The sequence below is a fragment of the Actinoplanes sp. NBRC 101535 genome (assembly GCF_030269225.1).
In the GTDB taxonomy this organism is placed as follows: domain Bacteria; phylum Actinomycetota; class Actinomycetes; order Mycobacteriales; family Micromonosporaceae; genus Actinoplanes; species Actinoplanes rectilineatus.
Map to the genome: position 1 here is coordinate 250,867 of NZ_BSSY01000011.1, position 17,420 is coordinate 268,286.

Consider the following 17,420-nt stretch of genomic DNA (forward strand, 5'->3'; position numbering starts at 1 on the left):
GGCGGCGCGCGGTTCGCGTCGGCTTGGATGCCACCGTGGGTCCACCAGAATGTCAGAGGGATCGTCTACAGTCTGCGCCGTACCTCTCCGGTATCCGTCTGGCTTTACGCCACCCACCGCGAAGGAGCAGGGCCACTATGGGCTCTCGTTGTCTGCTGCGTCGCACCGTCGCCGAGATTCTGGCGTCTGGGATCACCACTTTCGTCACTGAGCTGGAGCAGGCATTCCGCCTTCAGCTCGGCACGCGCCCGTCTCCGAGTGAGGTGAACTCCTGGAAACGGAGCATCCCCACCATCACACAGGCCCTCGCCGCTGAAGGGCTGCACGAGGTAGAGGTCCTCGCCGAAGTGCGCGGCCCCCTGACCAATACCAGGATGGATCTTGTCCTGGTCGGTTCTCACCCGGTCGCCGGCCAGCCGAGCGTCGTCGTGGTGGAAAACAAGCAATGGTCGAAGTTGGAGCCGGTGCCGGGCTCGGAACAGGTAAAGGTTCCGTCACTTCCGCAGCCGATCCAGGTGCATCCGGCGAATCAAGTCTGGGCGTACTGCAACACACTGACCAACTACCTGTCCGCGTTGGAGAACGCACGCGTATACGGCATGGTCAACATGCACAACGCATCCAGTGCCGATCTGCACCACGTCCAGCCGATGGCAATGGGTCTGGACCCCGAGGTGTGCCGTAACGTCCGGATCTTCGGTGACGACCAGCGCGATGATCTGAGGCGTTTCCTCCGGTCGGTCCTGTCCGCCACTGATGCGGCGAGCCATGCCGACTACCTGATCAAGTCGCCGGTACGGCCGACTCGGGCGCTGATGACAGCGGTCAGCGACGCCGTACTACGCCGCAGTGTCTTCACTTTGCTGGACGACCAGCGCCTCGCCTACGACCATGTGCTGCGCGCGGTCCACGAGAGCCACGCGAACAACCACAAGGAGATCATCCTGGTGGTTGGCGGGCCCGGTACCGGGAAGAGCGTCATCGCCATCGAAGTGCTCGGCGCGCTCAGCCGGATGAATATCAGCACGGTGCATGCCACTGGCAGTAAGTCATTCACCACCACCCTGCGCGACCAGCTGGGCACGAGCGACCGGCGGGCGAAACAGGTATTCACCTATTTCAACAACTACGCCCATGTGGCGCCGAACGGTATCGACGTGCTCATCGCCGACGAGGCGCACCGGATCCGGCTCAGCTCCAACACCAGGTTCACCCCGCGTGATCGCCGTTCGACCATTGCCCAGGTCCAAGAGCTGATCAACGCCGCTCGGGTGCCGTTGTTCCTGCTCGATGAGAACCAGATCGTGCGCAATGGCGAAATGGGCTCGGTCGAGTCGATCAGGCAGGCCGCGGCCGGCCTCGGAATTCCGGTGACCGAGGTGCACCTGCACGACCAATTTCGCTGCGGGGGCTGCCAAGAGTACGTCGACTGGACCGAGGAACTTCTTGGCCTGAGCGGCACCGGTCCCCGCTCCTGGGAGCCGCTAGACAACTTCGACCTCCGGCTTGCCGACACGCCGGAGGCAATGGAGCACTACCTGCGGCAAAAGCTGGACGACGGGCTGCAGGCCCGGATGGCTGCCGGGTACTGCTGGCCGTGGAGTGCCGCCCGACCCGACGGCAGCCTGGTCGACGACGTCGTGATCGGTGGTTGGCAGCGACCCTGGAACTCCCGGGCCGACCGAATGATCAACGGCATCCCTTCGTCCGATCTCTGGGCTACTCACGACGGCGGCTTCCACCAGATCGGCTGCATCTACACCGCCCAAGGCTTGGAGTACGACCACGCGGGCGTAATCCTCGGCCCTGACCTCGTCTGGCGGTCCGGAGCCTGGGTCGCTAATTCCAAGGCCAGTCATGACAGCAAGGTCAAGGGCGCCCCCAACTTCGATCAGCTGATCCGGAACACGTACAAGGTGCTCGCCACCCGCGGCATGCGTGGCGCTGTGCTGTACTCGGTCGACCCGGAAACCCGCGCCATGCTCGCCGGCCTCGGCATCCCGAAGATCTGACTTACACGGCATCCGGGCGCGCACTCAGCGCCCGGATGCTGGTCGAGTGGGAACTAATTCCGCCGACTTCGGCGATGGCCACCGGGATCGGCTGCCGGGCCCCGCACGCGAGGCGCCGACCCTGCACAGGCCCTGACCTAAAGGTCTCTAATTGGGGTCCTCGAGGACGCGGTCGGCCTCGCCGAGCCACCTCCGGTGTCGGCCTGACCGCGGTGGTCATCTGGGTGACCAGAGCAGGGCGGGCACGCCCCGTCCTTCCCGCACGGTTGGACCAGAAGGCCGTTGCGCAGTAAACACGGTCAGTAGTCCGGGCGGAGTCGCCGCTACCGGTTCGTTTCCACGTACCGGGAAGCATCGGATCGAGCCGAGACACACGGCGGGTTGAACCACCGACTATTCACCGGCGCCTACTTACACGTGACTACTGCACCAACGTCGACGAGGCGGAGCAGGCATGGGCGGTGAGCTCTTCGTCGACGTGGCGGGTATCGACCAGCTGCACAATCAGTTGAGACGAGCCTCCGACGACGCCGCGAACGCGCTGGAGTACGTGCAGCGGCACTGCGATCTCAGCCCGGTGCAGCAAGGTCTGTTCGTGCAAACGCTGACCACGCACGAGGTCGCCTACCTCCAGATGACGACGGCACTGTCCCGGCTGCGATCAGCGGCTTCCTGACCAAAATGTTCGACGCGCTGCTGATGGTCAGCATCGGCCTCGCCGGCGGAACCGCCATGATCGTCACACTCGCCGGGTCGGTGATCGGCTACTCGGTGGCATTGAGCTACGGCATCTACGCCATCCAGCTGTACCAGCAGATCTCGAACGCCTACACCAACGCGGAATGAGGTTCCACCTTCGAGCCGGACACCTTGAAACCAGACAGTGGTCTGGGGGAAGGATGTCCGGGTGCCCCGCCCTTCGAAGTACTCCGAGGATTTCCGTCGGGACGCGGTCGAGCTCGTGCGGTCCTCGGGTCGCACGATCCGCGATGTCGGCCGTGAACTCGGTGTCAATCACGAGACCCTGCGTAACTGGGTCGCTGCCGCCAAACGCGCCGACGAGCAGCGTGCCGGTGTAGGTCGCCCGGCCGGTGACGAGTTGAGCGGTGCCGAGCGTGACGAACTGCGTCGGCTGCGTAAGACGGTGGCCGAGCTGGAGTTGGAGAAGGAGATCCTCCGGAAAGCGGCCGCCTGTTTTGCGAGGGAGATGGGTCATTGACCGGCCGCTACCGGTTCATCTCCGAGCTTGCCGAGGTGTACGGCGTGACGCGGCTGTGCCGTGTTCTGGCGGTCAAGCGCAGGCAGGGCTACTACGAGTGGCTGGCCGCCGCACCGGCGAGGCAGGCCCGCGAGGCCGACGACGAGCATCTCGCTGCTCTGATCCGGTATATCCAGGCCGAACACCGCGGCTACGGGGCACCAAGGGTCACCGCTGAGCTGCGCCGTCGAGGGCTGCGGGTCAACCGCAAGCGCGTCGAGCGGGTGATGCGCGAGCGCGGCCTTGCCGGGATCACCCGCCGTCGGCGCCGGTCGTTGACCAGGCAGGACTCGAAGGCGGCGCCGGCGCCGGACCTGATCCGGCGTGACTTCACCGCGCCGGCGCCCGGTGTGCGGCTGGCCGGGGACATCACGTACCTGCCCACGGCCGAGGGCTGGCTGTACCTGGCGACCACGATCGACCTGTTCAACCGGGAGGTCGTCGGGCACGCCATGGCCACCCACATGCGTGCCGAACTCGTCAGCGACGCCGTCGCGCTGGCCCACCGGCGTGGCCTGGTCCGCCCGGACGCGATCCTTCATTCCGACCGCGGCAGCCAGTACACGTCGAAGGACTTCAGGGCCACGCTGACCAGGCTGAACATGCGGCCGTCGATGGGCCGGACCGGTTCGTGCTTCGACAACGCCGTCGCGGAGTCGTTCTTCGCCAGCCTCAAGGCCGAGATCGGCACCCGGGTCTTCGCCAGCCGCGCCGAGGCCCGCCGGGAGGTATTCGCCTACATCAACTACTACAACAACAAAAGACTGCATTCCACCGTGAAACACCAGACACCACGCGAAGCGCGTGTCTGCTATCGTCCACCCATCGCCCTCGCGGCATGAAACTCCGGTGTCCGGTCCCGGGGTGGAACTTCAGCACTCACCGAGGCCGGCAACCCAGACGGCATCGCCAAGATCCGCCAAACCATCACCGACGCCGACACCAAGATCGACCGCTACCGCGCCACCCTCGACGCCGGCGGCGACCCTGCCCTCATCGCCGGCTGGATCACCGAGACCACCGCGATCAAGAACGCAGCCCAAGTCAGGCTCGACCTCACCGATGCACCGCCGCAGCGGATGACCGAAGATCATCTCGACGCCATCGCCACCGCATTCAAGGACCTGATCAAGCTGATCCAGGGAGCGGACCCGCGCGACCGCGCCGAGCTATACAGCCGCATCGGCCTGCGGATGACCTACCAGCCAGACCAGAAAACACTGAAGGCCGAGGTCGTCAGTGACGACTTCGGCCGTGTGTATAACTTGTGTCCGAGGGGGGACTTGAACCCCCACGTCCGATAAAGGACACTAGCACCTCAAGCTAGCGCGTCTGCCATTCCGCCACCCGGACAAGGTGTACTGCTGTACCTTAGCGGAGCGCTTCGCCCTGGCTTCACCTGGGGTTTGGCCTGCTCCGCAGCGGCACAGGACGAAACTGTACACGGCCTGGACGCGACCGCGAAGCGGGGGTGGGGGCGGCTCCTGCTGTGGCGAAAAGGCCGTCGGGGAACGGGTCGATGGCCTTGTGTCGGCGGGCCGGGAAACGAGCGCCTGCGGGCCGGTGAGTGGGCTGGGAACCGGGCGGCACTGGCGTTGGGGGGACGAACCGGGCAGCATGGCGGGCATGCCGCCGTCCTCGCCGCTGACGCCTGCCCTGGAACGGGCGCATTCAATGATCGCTGCCGGGGATCTGGCGGGCGCCGGGCTGCTGCTGGAACGGGCCGTGGAGATCGGGCGGGCCAATCTGGGGGAGGACGCCCCGGACGTACTGGCTGCTCAGCGTGCGCTCGCCGTCGTCTACCTGCGCGAGGACGACCCGATGGGGGCCCGCCGGGTGCTCGAGGAGGCCTACGCGGCGGGGCATCTGCGCCTCGGTGACGCCGACCCGGTCATGGTGTTGATCTCTCACGATCTGGGGGTGGTCGCGGAGGAGCTCGGCAACCGGCATGAGGCGCGGAAGGCGTTCGGCCGGGTCGCGACCCACGGGCCGGGCGTGCTGGGGGCCGATCACGAGGCGGTTGCGCGGGCGCGGGCTCACTTCCACGATCAAGACCTTTCTGGGGTACGCGGGGAAGCGCCGTCCCCGAAGCCCCGGCCGGAGCCGGTCCCGCAGCCGCGGGCCGAGGTCGGGCCGCTCCCGCCTCCGCCGCCGGTACCGCTCGTGCCGGTGCGGCCGACCACGCCGGTGGCTCAGGTGCCGGCTGGTGCTGGTGATCAAAAAGGGGATCAGGCCGGGCCCTGGGACGGGCCGCCGTCCGGGTGGGCGCGGCAGGAGAGCGACGCCCCGGAGCCAGCCGACGAGAGCGCCACTGATTCGGCTCGGGACGACGCGAGCGCCATCGATACGGGCGCTGTTGCGGCTGGGTGGGACGAGGAAAGGGCCCGGGGCGGGAATGTCGCGCCCGGCGTGTTCTCGGTCGGGACGGGGGAGGCTCCTGGCGTTTACCCGGTGACTCCGAACAGCCTTCCGGTAGCCACGGGCATGCTCAGCTCGTACCCCCAAGAAATGAGGCCGGGGAGGCCGCCGGCGCAAGCGGAGGGCGGGGTTGTCCCTCCGGGGGATCAGCTGGTGCGTTATCCGGAACAGCTGGCCTATCCGGTGCCCTATCAGCAGGGTTCCCGGGGGCGTCGCGGGCTGGCCGTCGCCGCAGTCGCCGCGGCTCTCGTCGCTGCCTTCGTGGCTGTGGCCGCGCTCATGTTCGTGCTGGTCAAGCAGGCTTCGGAGCCGGCCGCCGTGAATACCGGAACCGTCGGCCCTACCGCTGGGAACGGGCCGGAACTGCGTGGGGATCCGCCTTCCGGGATCGCGCTCGACGTCGACGGATCGAGCGTCGAGGTCACCTGGCGTGATCCGGCTGAGGGGCGGGTCTCCTTCATCGTGACGATGGCCCGGAGCGGGGAGCAACTACGGCCCGTCGCGACGATCGGGCCGGGGGAGACCTCTTACCGGGTCAGCGGTCTGAATTCCACGATGGAGTACTGTTTCGCGGTCGTCGCCGTCTATGGGACGGACCGGTTTGCGAGTTCGCCGCAAGCGTGCACCGATGCCGTGAGCGCTCGTCCGTCGCAATAGCGCGGCTGACAAAGCACGTGACAAAGCTCTATCTCAAGACGGTGACGAAGCTGTCCGAGCGGGTGTCGATCTTCGACGCGGGGTCCCTATGATGAGCGCTCCAACCTGGACCGACGGCTACGGGGGAACGGGTATGACCAGCGCAGACAGGCCACCGCAGCGTCGCTGGCGGCCGCGTCGCGGGCATCTCGTGACGGCCGGCACGGTGATCGCTCTGGTGACCGCGCTGGGGCTGACCGTGCGGGGGCTGGGCGCCGCCGACGAGGCGTTCGCGAGCTTCGACGCGGCCTCGTGGGTGTGGAGCCGAGGTGCGGGTGAGGTGGCGCGGGTCAACGGGGTCACCGCCAAGGTCGACACCCGGGCCGACGTGGGGCAGGCGCGCGGGCATCAGGTGCAGGTGAGCCAGAGTGACCGCTTCGTCATCCTTCGCGATGTGGAGACCGGGCGGATCGCGTCGATGGATCTCGCCGATCTGCAGGCCTACTGGAACGGCACGTCGCAGCCGGGTGTCGGAGTGACCGTGGCGCTGCACGACGACGACGCCTTCGTGGTGGACGCGGTGCAGGGCAAGGTGCAGCAGGTCGACCCGGCCACTCTGCAGGGGGTCGGTGAGGCGCTGCGGTTCCCGCCGGGGATCACCGGCGGGGTGTTCGACGGCGACGGCGTGCTGTGGATCGCGGCGCCCGGCGAGGGCACGCTGACCGCGGTCGAGGCCGGTGAGACCGGGCCGTCGGTGGCCCGGACCGAGCCGGTGGCGCAGGGCAGTCACGACCTGGCGCTGAGCGCGCTGGACAGCGGTGTCGCCGTGCTGGACCGCACCACGAACGCGCTGGTCCGGGTCGGTGACGAGCCGACCTCGACGATCACGTTGCCGCTGGGCGCGCCGGGGATCCTGCCGCCGCGCAGCGAGGGTTCGCTGATCGCGGTGACCGTGCCGGGGGAACGGCGGGTGCTGACCGTCGACAGCACCGGGGTCCGCGCCGACGTGACGATCCCCGGGGAGGACGACGAGACCGGGATCGAGGCGGCCGTCGCCTGGGAGGGCTTCCTCTACGTGCCCGAGGCCGGCACCGTGCACGTCTTCGACGAGGGCGGCACCGCGCAGAAGGGCATCACGGTGAAGAAACCGGGCGGCGGGCTGGAGCTCGAGGTCCGGGAGAACCACCTGTTCATCAACGCGCCGGGGGCCTCCACCGCACGGGTGGTCGATGACGAGCACACTGTGCGGACCGTCGACAAGTATGCCGACGACGTCCTCGGTGGCGATCCGCCGCCGGCGCCGCCGACCCCGCCCGCCCCGGAGAGGAAGAAGAAGCCCAAGCCCACCGTGACCGTGCCGGGTGCCCCGCGCAACGTGCGGGCGGCGGCCGGTGACGCCGAGGCCCGGGTGACGTGGCAGGCTGCCGCGGCGAACGGCGCGGCGATCACCAGATACGTGGTGACGGGCGCGGACCGGACCTTCCAGGTGGGCGCGGAGCAGCGGTCGCTGGTGGTGACCGGCCTGACGAACGGGGAGACGTACCGGTTCGAGGTGCACGCTGTCAACCGCAGGGGTGACGGCCCGGCCAAGACGAGCAACGCGGTCCGGCCGACCGCGGACGTGCCGCAGCCGCCGGGTGTCCCGCGGGCCGAGGCGCTGCCGGACGGGTCGGTGCGGGTCGGCTGGGCGGCCGCGGACGGGCAGGGTCGCAAGATAGCCCGGTACACGGTCACGGCGATCACCGCCGGCGGGACGTCCCCGGTCGGGGACACCGCCGGCACGTCGATGACGATCGCACCCGGCACCTTGGAGTACGGCAGCCAGTACGCGTTCACGGTCGTCGCCGTGAACGACCGCGGCGCCGGGTCGAAGGCGTCCGGGGCGGGCGAGAGCGTGGTGCCGTTCACCACGCCGGGCCGACCGGGTGACGTCGACGCGGCGACCGTCGCCGACCAGGCCGGTGCGGTGCGGGTGACGTGGACGGCGGCCGAGGCCAACGGGCGGCCCGTCACCAGGTACGTCGTCGCGGCCGGCGGCAAGGAGACCGAGGTGTCCGGCGACACCGCGGCGACGCTCACCGGGCTGGGTGACGGCGCGAGCGTGCAGGTGCAGGTCACCGCGGTCAACGAGGCCGGCGCGGGCGAGGCGGGCAGTGCGACGGCCACGACGGTGGCGGCACCGGTGATCACGATGACCGGGGTGGACCCGAGCTTCAACGCGGCGTCGGTCGGGTTCAGCGTCAACGCGGGCGGCGGCAAACCGACCTGCACGCTGACCGTCACCGGCGGCGGCAAGGGGGCGACCGGGGGCTGCTCGGGGCTCAAGGCCGCGGAGTTGAAGCCGAGCACGGCGTACACGTTCACGGTCACCGCGAAGAACGCGGCGGGCACGGCCACGAAGACGGCCAAGGCCACCACCGACGCCCTCTACGGGACGGCCACCTGCATCAACGGCGACAAGGCCGAGGAGAAGACGTACTGCGACGACGAGGTCGACGGGCGCAACGGCAACGAGATCTTCTCGGTGACCCGGCAGGACGACGACAAGCAGGTCGGCTGGGTGAAGAACGGAACACGGCTCAAGGCGTACTGCAAGAAGAGCGGCGAGTCCGTCTACGCGTACGTCTACAACAACGAGAAGCGCAGCACGTGGTGGATCCAGGTCGACTACAAGGGGAAGACCTACATCCCCTGGGCCTGGCTCAACCTCGACGGCGGCGACGACCTGAAGGACCTCTCCGCATGCTGACCCCCGCCCAGGTACAGACCTTCGCCCAGACCGCCGAACGCCTGGCCGGCAGCGTCGGATCGGTGGTGCTCGGCAAACCCGAGGTGATCCGGCTCGCCCTCACCGCCCTGTTCGCCCAGGGGCACGTCCTCCTCGAGGACGTGCCCGGCGTCGGCAAGACCACCCTGGCCCGGGCATTGGCCTCGTCGATCCGCGGGCAGTGGCGGCGCATCCAGTTCACCCCCGACCTGCTGCCCTCCGACGTCTCCGGCGTGACGATCTTCAACCAGGCCAGCCGCGGCTTCGAATTCCACCCCGGGCCGGTGTTCGCCAACGTGGTCATCGCCGACGAGATCAACCGGGCGTCGCCGAAAACCCAGTCGGCGCTGCTCGAGGTGATGGAGGAACGCCGCGTCACCGTGGACGGCGTGCCGCACCCGGTGCCCCAGCCGTTCCTGGTGGTCGCCACCCAGAACCCGGTCGAGATGGACGGCACCTACCGCCTGCCCGAGGCGCAACTCGACCGGTTCCTGGTCAAACTGTCCGTCGGATATCCGGACGAAGAGGTCGAGATCGAGGTGCTGCGCGGCGCGGCCGGCCGGTCCCCGGACACCCTCGAACCGGTCACCGACACCGCCACGGTGGGCGAGTTGGCGGCGACGGCGCTGGGTGCGCATATCGCTGATCCCCTTTATGCGTACGCGGTGCGCCTGGCCGCCGCGACCCGCAACCACAAGCTGGTCCGGGTCGGCGTCAGCCCCCGCGGGGTGATCGCGTTGACCCGGGCCGCCGCGGCGCACGCGCTGATCAACGGCCGGGGCTATGTGCTGCCGGAAGACTTCAAGGCACTGGTCGGACCGGTCTTCGCGCATCGCCTGATGCTCTCGTCGGAGGCCCAGCTGCGGGGCGTCACCGCGGACGAGGTGCTCGCCGACGCGCTGCGTGAGGTGCCGGTGCCGCTGCCCGACAAGCAGCACCTGCCGGCCGTGCCGTGACTGCTCGGGGCGTCGGCCTGCTGGCGGCCGCGGTGGGGCTGCTCGGGGTGGGGTTCTGGTTCGGCTATCCGGATCTGGCCGTGCTGGGTGCGGCCGCCGTGTCGGCGCTGGTTGTCGCTGTCGGTCACGCGGTGTGGCGTCCCCGGCTCGGCGTCGAACGGGCCGCCGACCCGGACCGGGTGGCCCGCGGCGAACCGGCCGCCGTCACCCTGACCATCCGCAACACGAGCCGGCTGCGGGCCGCGACCCTGATCGCCACCGACCGGTGCGGTCCGGCCACCGTCGACGTCCCGGTGCTGCGCCTGCGGCCGGGACGGGACACGACGACCGGCTATCCGGTGCCCACCCACCGGCGCGGACTCGTCCCGATCGGACCGCTACGGATCACCCGCGGCGACCCGTTCGGGCTGATCAGCCTGGACCGGGTGCACGGCGGGACGACTACGGTCCGGGTGCACCCGCGGATCCACCCGCTCGCTGCCGTACCGGCGGGACTGACCCGCAGCCTGGACGGGCAGGCCGACCGGGTGCCGCACGGGACGATCACGTTCGACGCGTTGCGCGAGTACGTGCCCGGCGACGAACTGCGCCGCGTGCACTGGCGCAGCAGCGCCAAAGTGGGCGAACTGATGGTCCGGGAACAACTCGACACCGCCGAACCGAGCCTCGTGGTGCTGCTCGACGACCGGTCCGCCGGGCATCGCGGCGACTCGTTCGAGGACGCGTGCGAGGCGGCGGCCTCGGTGCTGGCGGCGACCGTCCGGGAGGGGCTGCCGGTCAGCCTGCACCTGGTGTGCGGCGAGGCGAGCGGACCGTTTCTGGACACCCTGACCGAGGTGCAGCCGGCGGCCGGAGACCTCGGCGCGACACTGCGGCGGCTCCGTGGGCAGCGACTCGGGGACACGCTGATCTTCCTGACCGGGCCGGGCGGGCGCGACGACCTCGGGGCGGTCGGGGGGATGCGCGGGGCATACCCGGTGGTGCTCGCCGCCCTGCTCGGCGACCGCGACACCGTCGCCCCGGCCCCGGCGACCGACCGGGTGATCGTGATCGAGGCGGCGGACGGCGCGGAGTTCGCGGCCGCCTGGGACGGGGTGCGCGGATGGTGAGCGTGACGCGCAATCGGAGCGCGCACGTGACGGGCGCCCCAGGCGTGTGGATGGCGTGTGTTTCGGGTGCGTTGGTGGTGAGCGTTCCTGAGGTGGAGGGGCCCGGGCGGTGAGCGATTCGGGTTCGCGGGCGGTGGGTGTTGTGGGCGGCCGAGGTTCGTGGGTGGCCGGTGTACTGCGGGCGTCGGTCGTGCCGGGCGCCCTGGTCGGGATGCTTACGTTGGCCGGCGTGGTGGTGGGGCGGATCTTCGCCGACGACCTGGTGGTGTGGCTGACGGCCGGCTCGGCGGCCGGGTCGGTGGCGGTGGGCGTCGCGGCGAGACGGCTGCCAGCGTGGTCGGCGGCGCCGCTGTCCGCGCTGGTCCTGACGGGATATGTGACGGTTGCGCTGCGAGTGGCGGCCGGTGGGCAGTGGCCGGACTGGACCGCGGTGGCGGGTGGGATTCCGCGCCTGTTGACGGCGTTGATCCCGGTGGAAGCTGCGCCGGAGACGGTTGTCGTGCCGGTGGTGGCGGTGTGGGTGGCTGGTTTGGCTGCTGTCGAGGTGGCGGTGCGCAGCCGCCGGGTGCTGCTCGGACTGTCGCCGGTGCTGGGGGTCTACGCGGGGGCGCTCTACGTGGTGGGCCCCAATGCGGAGACGCCGGTCCTGGTCAGCACGGGTTTCGCGGCGCTTGCGGCGCTTGCGCTGGCGGTTTCGGCTCTGACTCGGTCCTCGTCTTTCCCCGTCGGGAGGATCACGACTGCCAGGTTTACCACTGGGAAGGACGAGGAGGACCCTGCTGAGCTGCGGGTTCGCGCGATGCTGCGGATGCGGGCGCTGGGTGGGGCGGCCGCCGGCCTGGTGGCCCTTCTCGGCCTGGTGGCGGTGATCGGTCCCTGGGCCTCGCGCCAGGTGAGCGTCATGCCGCAGGACCCTCGGCAGTACGTGGAACCGCCCCGCGTCGATTCCCTGGACGAGAGTCCGCTGAACCGGATCTCGGGATGGGCGCTCGCTCCGAAGGAGTCGCTCCTGGAGTACCGGCCGTCCGAAACCGGGGCCGCCCCGGAGACGCGTCTGCGGCTGGCGGTGTTGTCCGATTATGACGGGGTCACCTGGAAGGTCGGCGGGCTGTACCGCAACGCCGGCCGGGTGCTGCCGGTGCCATCGCTGGGTGAGGGGACGTCAGGTGACGTCGCGTTCGGTGGGGACGCTACGAGTGAGAGCCGGCAGGAGATCACGGTCACCGGGCTCAGCGGGCGGCTGCTGCCGGTCGTGCCGACGCCGACGGCGATCTCCGGTGCTCGGGTCGCCTATGACGCGGCCACCGGCACCCTGATCCGGCCGGAGGGGTTGACCGAGGGACTGCGGTACGCCACGACCACGCTCGAACGGGAACCCGACCTCAACGCGCTGCCGATCGCCGAGGTGCCGTCCGGGGACGCGGTGGCCCGCTATCTCACCGTGGCCACCGGCGTGCCGGAGCGGATCCAGCGTCTTGCCGAGCAGTTGGCCGAGGGGAACGGCGCGGCGTACGACCGGGCGGTGGCGATCGAGGAGTTCCTGGCTGATCATTATCGGCAGGTTGCGGATGCTCCGAGTGGGCACGCCTATCCGAACATCGATCACTTCCTGTTCGGGCGTAAGGAGCTCGGCGGGCGGCGGGGGACCTCGGAGCAGTTCGCGGCCGCGTACGCGCTGATGGCACGCCTGAGCGGACTCCCCAGCCGGATCGTCGTGGGTTTCCGGGCGCCGGCGGCGGGCGGCGTCGTGACCGCGGGAGACGCCGTAGCCTGGCCGGAGGTGCTGTTCGACGGTCTCGGGTGGGTGGCCTTCGACCCGATGCCGAAGAGTGACGAGCCCACACCGGTCGAGGACGACTTCCGGCCGCAGCCGACCACCCCGCCCGCCACGCCGTCGGCGTCACCGGAACCGTCGCCGTCGGGGAGCGCGTCGGCCGCACCGCCGGTCGTCGCCGCGGCGCCGTCGGGTGATGCGGTGTCCGGGACGGTCGTGGCCGGGGCAGCTTCCGGATCACTTGTGGTCATGGTGCTTCTCGGCGGTCTTGTTGTGATCGCGATGCGGCGTGCGCAGACCCGGCGGCGGCTGACCGTCGGCGGCCCGGACGAGCGTGTCACCGGGGCTTGGCTGGAGTTCACCGACATCCTGCGGCTGGCCGGAAGCCCGCTGCCCTCGCATCTGTCCGCGACCGAGGCCGGCCGTTTCGCCGCCGCAGTCGCCGAGCACACAGCCACACCATTTTCCGAACGACCAGGTGCTGTGAACTCCGGACAAACGGATGCGGCGTTCTCCAGACAGGCGTCCTTCGGGCAAGCGGTTGCTGGGACTGTCGGGGGGACGCCTGTTGACGGGCTGATCGAGGCGGTCAACACGGTCGGGTTTGCGCCTGGGGAGGCTGATGAGCGGCAGGCTGATCGGGCTGGGGTTGAGGTGAGGGCCTACGCGGCGGCGCTTCGTGGGCAGATGCCCTGGTGGCGGCGGCTGTGGTGGAGTGTGCGGCCCGGCCCGCTGCGGTGGCGGGGCGGGCGCGGTGGTTAGAGTCGGGTGCCTGACCACAACCGGTCATGGCACTGCGGGAAGTCATGGCACTGCGGGAAGGTGGAACATGCGGGTGCTCCTGGTCGAGGACGACGAGGCGATCGCGGTGCCGCTTGTCGAAGGCCTCGCCCGGTACGGCATCGTCACCCGGCACGTTGCGACCGGCGCTGAGGCGCTCGCCGCCGAACCGGTCGACCTGGTTCTGCTCGATCTGGGACTGCCGGACATCGACGGTGTGGACGTCTGCTGGGAACTCAACCGCACCCGGGACGTACCCGTGATCATGTTGACGTCGCGGCGCGGGGAGGCCGACCTGGTCCGCGGCCTGGAGGGTGGTGCCGACGACTACCTGGCGAAGCCGTTCAGCCTGCGGGAACTGGTGGCCCGGATCCGGGCGGTCGACCGGCGGTCCCGGGCGGCGGCGATCGAACGGGTGTCGACCGTGCCCGCGACCGCGCCGGAGACGTGCACTGCGGGCCGGCTGAGCATCGATCTGGCCACCCGTGAGGTCAGCGTCGGCGGAGCGCCGGTCGCACTGGCACCCAAGGAGTACGACCTGCTCACCATGCTCGCCGCCCGGCCCGGTGCCGTGGTGCTGCGGCAGAAGCTGCTGGAGCAGGTGTGGGCGACCGCCGAGGGCCGGGGGCGGACGCTCGACTTCCACATCGCCGCCCTGCGCCGCAAGCTCGGCGACCCGGCGTGGATCGAGACGCGCCGCGGTGTGGGGTTCCGGCTCGTCCCGCTCGGCTGACCGGGTGACCTTCCTCCTCGCGGGCCGCGAACGCCGGGCCGTGGCATGACCCGGCGGCTGGTGTTGGCCCACCTGACGCTGGTCACGCTGGTGCTGGTCGCGTTGGCGGTTCCGCTCGGCTACCTCTATCGCAGCAGCGAGCAGCAGCAGGCGTTCCGGCAGCTGGAGCGGGAGGCCGAGGTGCTCGCCGCCTACATCGGCGCCGAACTGGACGAGAACGACGGGCAGGGCGCGCAGCAGGTGGCCGAGGAGTCGGCCCGGCGCTGGCGCGGTCAGGTCGAGCTGTTCGACGCGTCCGGCCGGCTGGTCTTCGGCACGCTGCCGGGGCACGGCGGCGCGGGGGCGTCGCCGGGAACCGGCAACCGGATCGTCGAGGTCGACGGCGTGATGATGATGTCGGCGGTGGTCTCCGTCGAGCCGGGCCGGACGGACGTCGGTTCGGTCCGGGTCAGCGTCCCGGCCGCGTCCGTTCTTGATCACGTCTATCAGTTCTGGGCGTTGCTCGCCGTCGCCTGCGCGGCCGTGCTGGTGGTCAGTGCCGCTGTTGCGGTACGCCTCGCCGCCTGGATCACCAAACCGGTCCGTGCTCTGGAGGACGCCGCCGGGCAGTTGGCCGACGAGTCGGAGCCGGCCGCGGTCCTCGGCGTGGACGGGCCGCCCGAGCTGCGGCGTCTCGCGCAGACGTTCAACCGGACCGCGTCGCGCCTGCACAGCGTGCTCGCCGCCCGGGGCGCGTTCGTCGAGCACGCGTCGCATCAGCTCAAGAGCCCGCTCGCGGCGCTGCGGCTGCGCCTGGAGAACCTGGAACCGGAGGTGTCGGCGGCCGGCGCCCCGAACCTGGAGGCGGCCATCGGCGAGACCGAACGCCTCGACAAGCTGGTCAACACGCTGCTCGATCTGACCATGGTGGAGGGCGCCGAGCAGTCTCCGGAGACCGTCGACCTGACCGCCCGGATCGTCGACCGGTCCGAGATCTGGCAGCCGCTCGCCGCGGAACGTGACGTCACCGTGCTCGCTGACGTACCCCCGAAGGTGTTGGTGGTGGTGACGCCCGGTTCGGTGGAGCAGATACTCGACAACTTGATCTCCAATGCGCTGGCGGTGGCGCCGGACGGCAGTGTGATCCGGCTGGTGGCGCGGCCGTCGTCCGAGGTCGTCGAGGTGCATGTGGTGGACAGCGGGCCGGGCCTTCCGCAGGAGCAGCGGGAGCGGGCCCTCGAACCGTTCTGGCGGGCGCCCGGCGCACCCAAGGGCGGCAGCGGCCTCGGGCTGGCGCTGGTGCGCAAGCTCGCCGAGGCGGACGGTGGTCACGTGCGGCTGGATCCGGCGGAACCGTCCGGTATCGATGCTGTCGTCACGTTGCCGGCGGGCGCACACCAGGTCTGAGAGCGGCTGTGCCCGCGGTCACGTCCTGAGAGATCCCTCGATATCCGGACAGGTCCGGAACAGGAATGCGCCAGGACTTTGCCAGGGGAGTCCCAGGAGACGAACGCCCTGTTCACGGCGTGTTCGACTCTATCCTTTGCGTGTCCGGGAGAGTCATCTCCGTCCGTTAGATTGCCCATCGGCAACGGCGGGATACGGGGACCAGCATGACAACGAAGCGGAAGATCAAGAAGCGCCGCTCGCCGCTGTGGGCGCGGCTCGCCACGGTGGCCGGCGTCATTCTGATGATCACCAGTGGCGGTGTGCTGACGGTCAAGGAGGTGGCCTTCGCCCGTCTGGAAGCGGTCGAGGCGCCGGACCTGATCGGTGATCCCGCGGCGGCGGCGGAGACGGAGAAGACCGACATCACGGGGCCGGTCAACGTGCTCCTCGTGGGCATCGACCCGCGGGACGACACGACGCCCCCGCTCGCCGACTCGATCATCGTGGCGCACATTCCGTCGACGATGGATCAGGCCTACATCTTCTCGCTGCCGCGCGACCTCTACGTCGACATCCCGGCCAGCACCAAGTCGCAGTACGCCGGCGGCCGCGGAAAGATCAACGGCGCGATGAGCCTGGGCAGCCGGGTGCCCGGCGGCAAACCCAGTGTCACGCAGGGCTTCCAGCACCTGGCGAAGACGGTCGGCCAGGTCACCGGGATCAAGGATTTCGACGCCGGGGCGATCGTCAACTTCGGCGGTTTCAAGAGCATCGTCGAGGCGATGGGCGGCGTCACCATGACGATCGACCAGGAGATCAGGTCCGAGCACCTCAAGCCGAACGGCAAGCCCCGCGACCGCCGGCCGGAGTGCGCCGATCACAGCTGCTCCCACCCGTACGTCGGGGAGCAGAAGGTCTACAAGAAGGGCACCTACCACCTCGAGGCGTGGGAGGCCCTGGACGTGGTCCGCCAGCGGTACAGCCTGAAGAACGGCGACTACGACCGGCAGAAGAACCAGCAGCGGTTCATCCGGGCGATCACCGAGCAGGCACTCTCCAAGGACGTCGTCACCAACCCGTCGAAACTGTTGAAGGTGCTGGACGCCGCCGGACAGTCGCTGACCTTCTCCGGCGGCGGCCACAACATCGCCGACTGGGCCCTGGCGATGCGCGACGTCGACCCGAAGAACATGGTCACCATCAGCCTGCCCGGCGGCGCCGTGGAGTCCTCCAGCGGCGACTATCTGGGCGAGCGGTTCACCGGACCGGTCGACGAGTTCTTCACCGCGGTGGCGAAGAACGACGTGCCGCGGTTCCTCCTGGACAACCCGGGGTTCGTCAACACCGGGAACTGACGGCCTACTCTTGGTGCCGTGGTGAGTGAATCAAGTGGGGCCCGTCTGTGGCGGATCACCATCCCGGTGATCGCGACCGCCGCGGAGATGGAGGTCCTCACCGACCGTATCGTCCACGCCCTCTGTCCGGACCGGGACCACGAGGGTCCGTGCACGACGCCGTGGGCGATGAACATCGCCGACGGTGACTCCCTGCCCCGGGCCGAGCAGCGGCGGCTGAGCGAGGCCGTCCACGACCCGAAGGCCTGATCAGG

The 17,420-nt window shown here is 69.7% G+C and carries 16 protein-coding genes and 1 tRNA gene; 15 read left to right on the forward strand and 2 right to left on the reverse strand.

Annotation, left to right across the window (positions count from 1 at the left end):
• Positions 1 to 137 precede the first annotated feature (137 nt).
• From QSK32_RS28980 to QSK32_RS29000, 5 genes are all read left to right on the forward strand, one after another.
• Positions 138 to 2,012, forward strand: coding sequence for a DUF2075 domain-containing protein (locus tag QSK32_RS28980; RefSeq protein WP_285473706.1), 1,875 nt, complete (start codon positions 138 to 140; stop codon positions 2,010 to 2,012).
• Between the two features lie 454 nt (positions 2,013 to 2,466).
• On the forward strand, positions 2,467 to 2,688 hold the full coding sequence (locus QSK32_RS28985) for a hypothetical protein (protein ID WP_285473707.1): 222 nt from the start codon (positions 2,467 to 2,469) through the stop codon (positions 2,686 to 2,688).
• Positions 2,689 to 2,693: 5 nt separating this feature from the next.
• A complete protein-coding gene (locus QSK32_RS28990; RefSeq protein WP_285473708.1) occupies positions 2,694 to 2,858 on the forward strand; it encodes a hypothetical protein in 165 nt (54 codons plus the stop codon).
• Between the two features lie 61 nt (positions 2,859 to 2,919).
• Positions 2,920 to 3,231, forward strand: a complete 312-nt coding sequence (locus QSK32_RS28995) for a transposase (protein WP_045746896.1) — start codon at positions 2,920 to 2,922, stop codon at positions 3,229 to 3,231.
• The gene (locus QSK32_RS29000) at positions 3,228 to 4,112 is read left to right on the forward strand and encodes an IS3 family transposase (RefSeq protein ID WP_285473709.1); all 885 of its coding nucleotides are present in this window, start codon (positions 3,228 to 3,230) and stop codon (positions 4,110 to 4,112) included. The genes QSK32_RS28995 and QSK32_RS29000 overlap by 4 nt, the downstream gene beginning before the upstream one ends.
• 30 nt (positions 4,113 to 4,142) lie before the next feature.
• Here the strand turns inward: QSK32_RS29000 and QSK32_RS29005 are convergent, their stop codons facing one another.
• Complete coding sequence (locus QSK32_RS29005; protein WP_285473710.1) at positions 4,143 to 4,364, reverse strand: hypothetical protein; 222 nt, start codon at positions 4,362 to 4,364, stop codon at positions 4,143 to 4,145.
• Between QSK32_RS29005 and QSK32_RS29010 the strand changes: the two genes are divergently transcribed.
• Positions 4,350 to 4,574, forward strand: a complete 225-nt coding sequence (locus tag QSK32_RS29010; RefSeq protein WP_285473711.1) for a hypothetical protein — start codon at positions 4,350 to 4,352, stop codon at positions 4,572 to 4,574. The two genes, QSK32_RS29005 and QSK32_RS29010, sit on opposite strands and share 15 nt — an antisense overlap.
• Here the strand turns inward: QSK32_RS29010 and QSK32_RS29015 are convergent.
• Positions 4,539 to 4,623 (reverse strand) — tRNA-Leu (locus QSK32_RS29015). The genes QSK32_RS29010 and QSK32_RS29015 overlap by 36 nt on opposite strands.
• Before the next feature lie 273 nt (positions 4,624 to 4,896).
• Between QSK32_RS29015 and QSK32_RS29020 the strand changes: the two genes are divergently transcribed.
• From QSK32_RS29020 to QSK32_RS29060, 9 genes are all read left to right on the forward strand, one after another.
• A complete protein-coding gene (locus tag QSK32_RS29020; protein WP_285473712.1) occupies positions 4,897 to 6,345 on the forward strand; it encodes a fibronectin type III domain-containing protein in 1,449 nt (482 codons plus the stop codon).
• A gap of 133 nt (positions 6,346 to 6,478) precedes the next feature.
• A complete protein-coding gene (locus tag QSK32_RS29025; protein ID WP_285473713.1) occupies positions 6,479 to 9,073 on the forward strand; it encodes a fibronectin type III domain-containing protein in 2,595 nt (864 codons plus the stop codon).
• A complete protein-coding gene (locus QSK32_RS29030; protein WP_045745681.1) occupies positions 9,067 to 10,047 on the forward strand; it encodes an AAA family ATPase in 981 nt (326 codons plus the stop codon). The genes QSK32_RS29025 and QSK32_RS29030 overlap by 7 nt, the downstream gene beginning before the upstream one ends.
• A complete protein-coding gene (locus tag QSK32_RS29035) occupies positions 10,044 to 11,156 on the forward strand; it encodes a DUF58 domain-containing protein (protein ID WP_285473714.1) in 1,113 nt (370 codons plus the stop codon). The genes QSK32_RS29030 and QSK32_RS29035 overlap by 4 nt, the downstream gene beginning before the upstream one ends.
• A gap of 211 nt (positions 11,157 to 11,367) precedes the next feature.
• A complete protein-coding gene (locus QSK32_RS29040) occupies positions 11,368 to 13,692 on the forward strand; it encodes a transglutaminase TgpA family protein (protein WP_285473727.1) in 2,325 nt (774 codons plus the stop codon).
• 67 nt (positions 13,693 to 13,759) lie between these two features.
• The gene (locus QSK32_RS29045; RefSeq protein WP_045745684.1) at positions 13,760 to 14,443 is read left to right on the forward strand and encodes a response regulator transcription factor; all 684 of its coding nucleotides are present in this window, start codon (positions 13,760 to 13,762) and stop codon (positions 14,441 to 14,443) included.
• A gap of 45 nt (positions 14,444 to 14,488) precedes the next feature.
• The gene (locus tag QSK32_RS29050; protein ID WP_285473715.1) at positions 14,489 to 15,829 is read left to right on the forward strand and encodes a sensor histidine kinase; all 1,341 of its coding nucleotides are present in this window, start codon (positions 14,489 to 14,491) and stop codon (positions 15,827 to 15,829) included.
• Positions 15,830 to 16,035: 206 nt separating this feature from the next.
• Positions 16,036 to 17,166, forward strand: a complete 1,131-nt coding sequence (locus tag QSK32_RS29055) for an LCP family protein (protein WP_285473716.1) — start codon at positions 16,036 to 16,038, stop codon at positions 17,164 to 17,166.
• A 21-nt stretch (positions 17,167 to 17,187) separates the two neighbouring features.
• On the forward strand, positions 17,188 to 17,415 hold the full coding sequence (locus QSK32_RS29060; RefSeq protein WP_285473717.1) for a hypothetical protein: 228 nt from the start codon (positions 17,188 to 17,190) through the stop codon (positions 17,413 to 17,415).
• Positions 17,416 to 17,420: the final 5 nt, after the last annotated feature.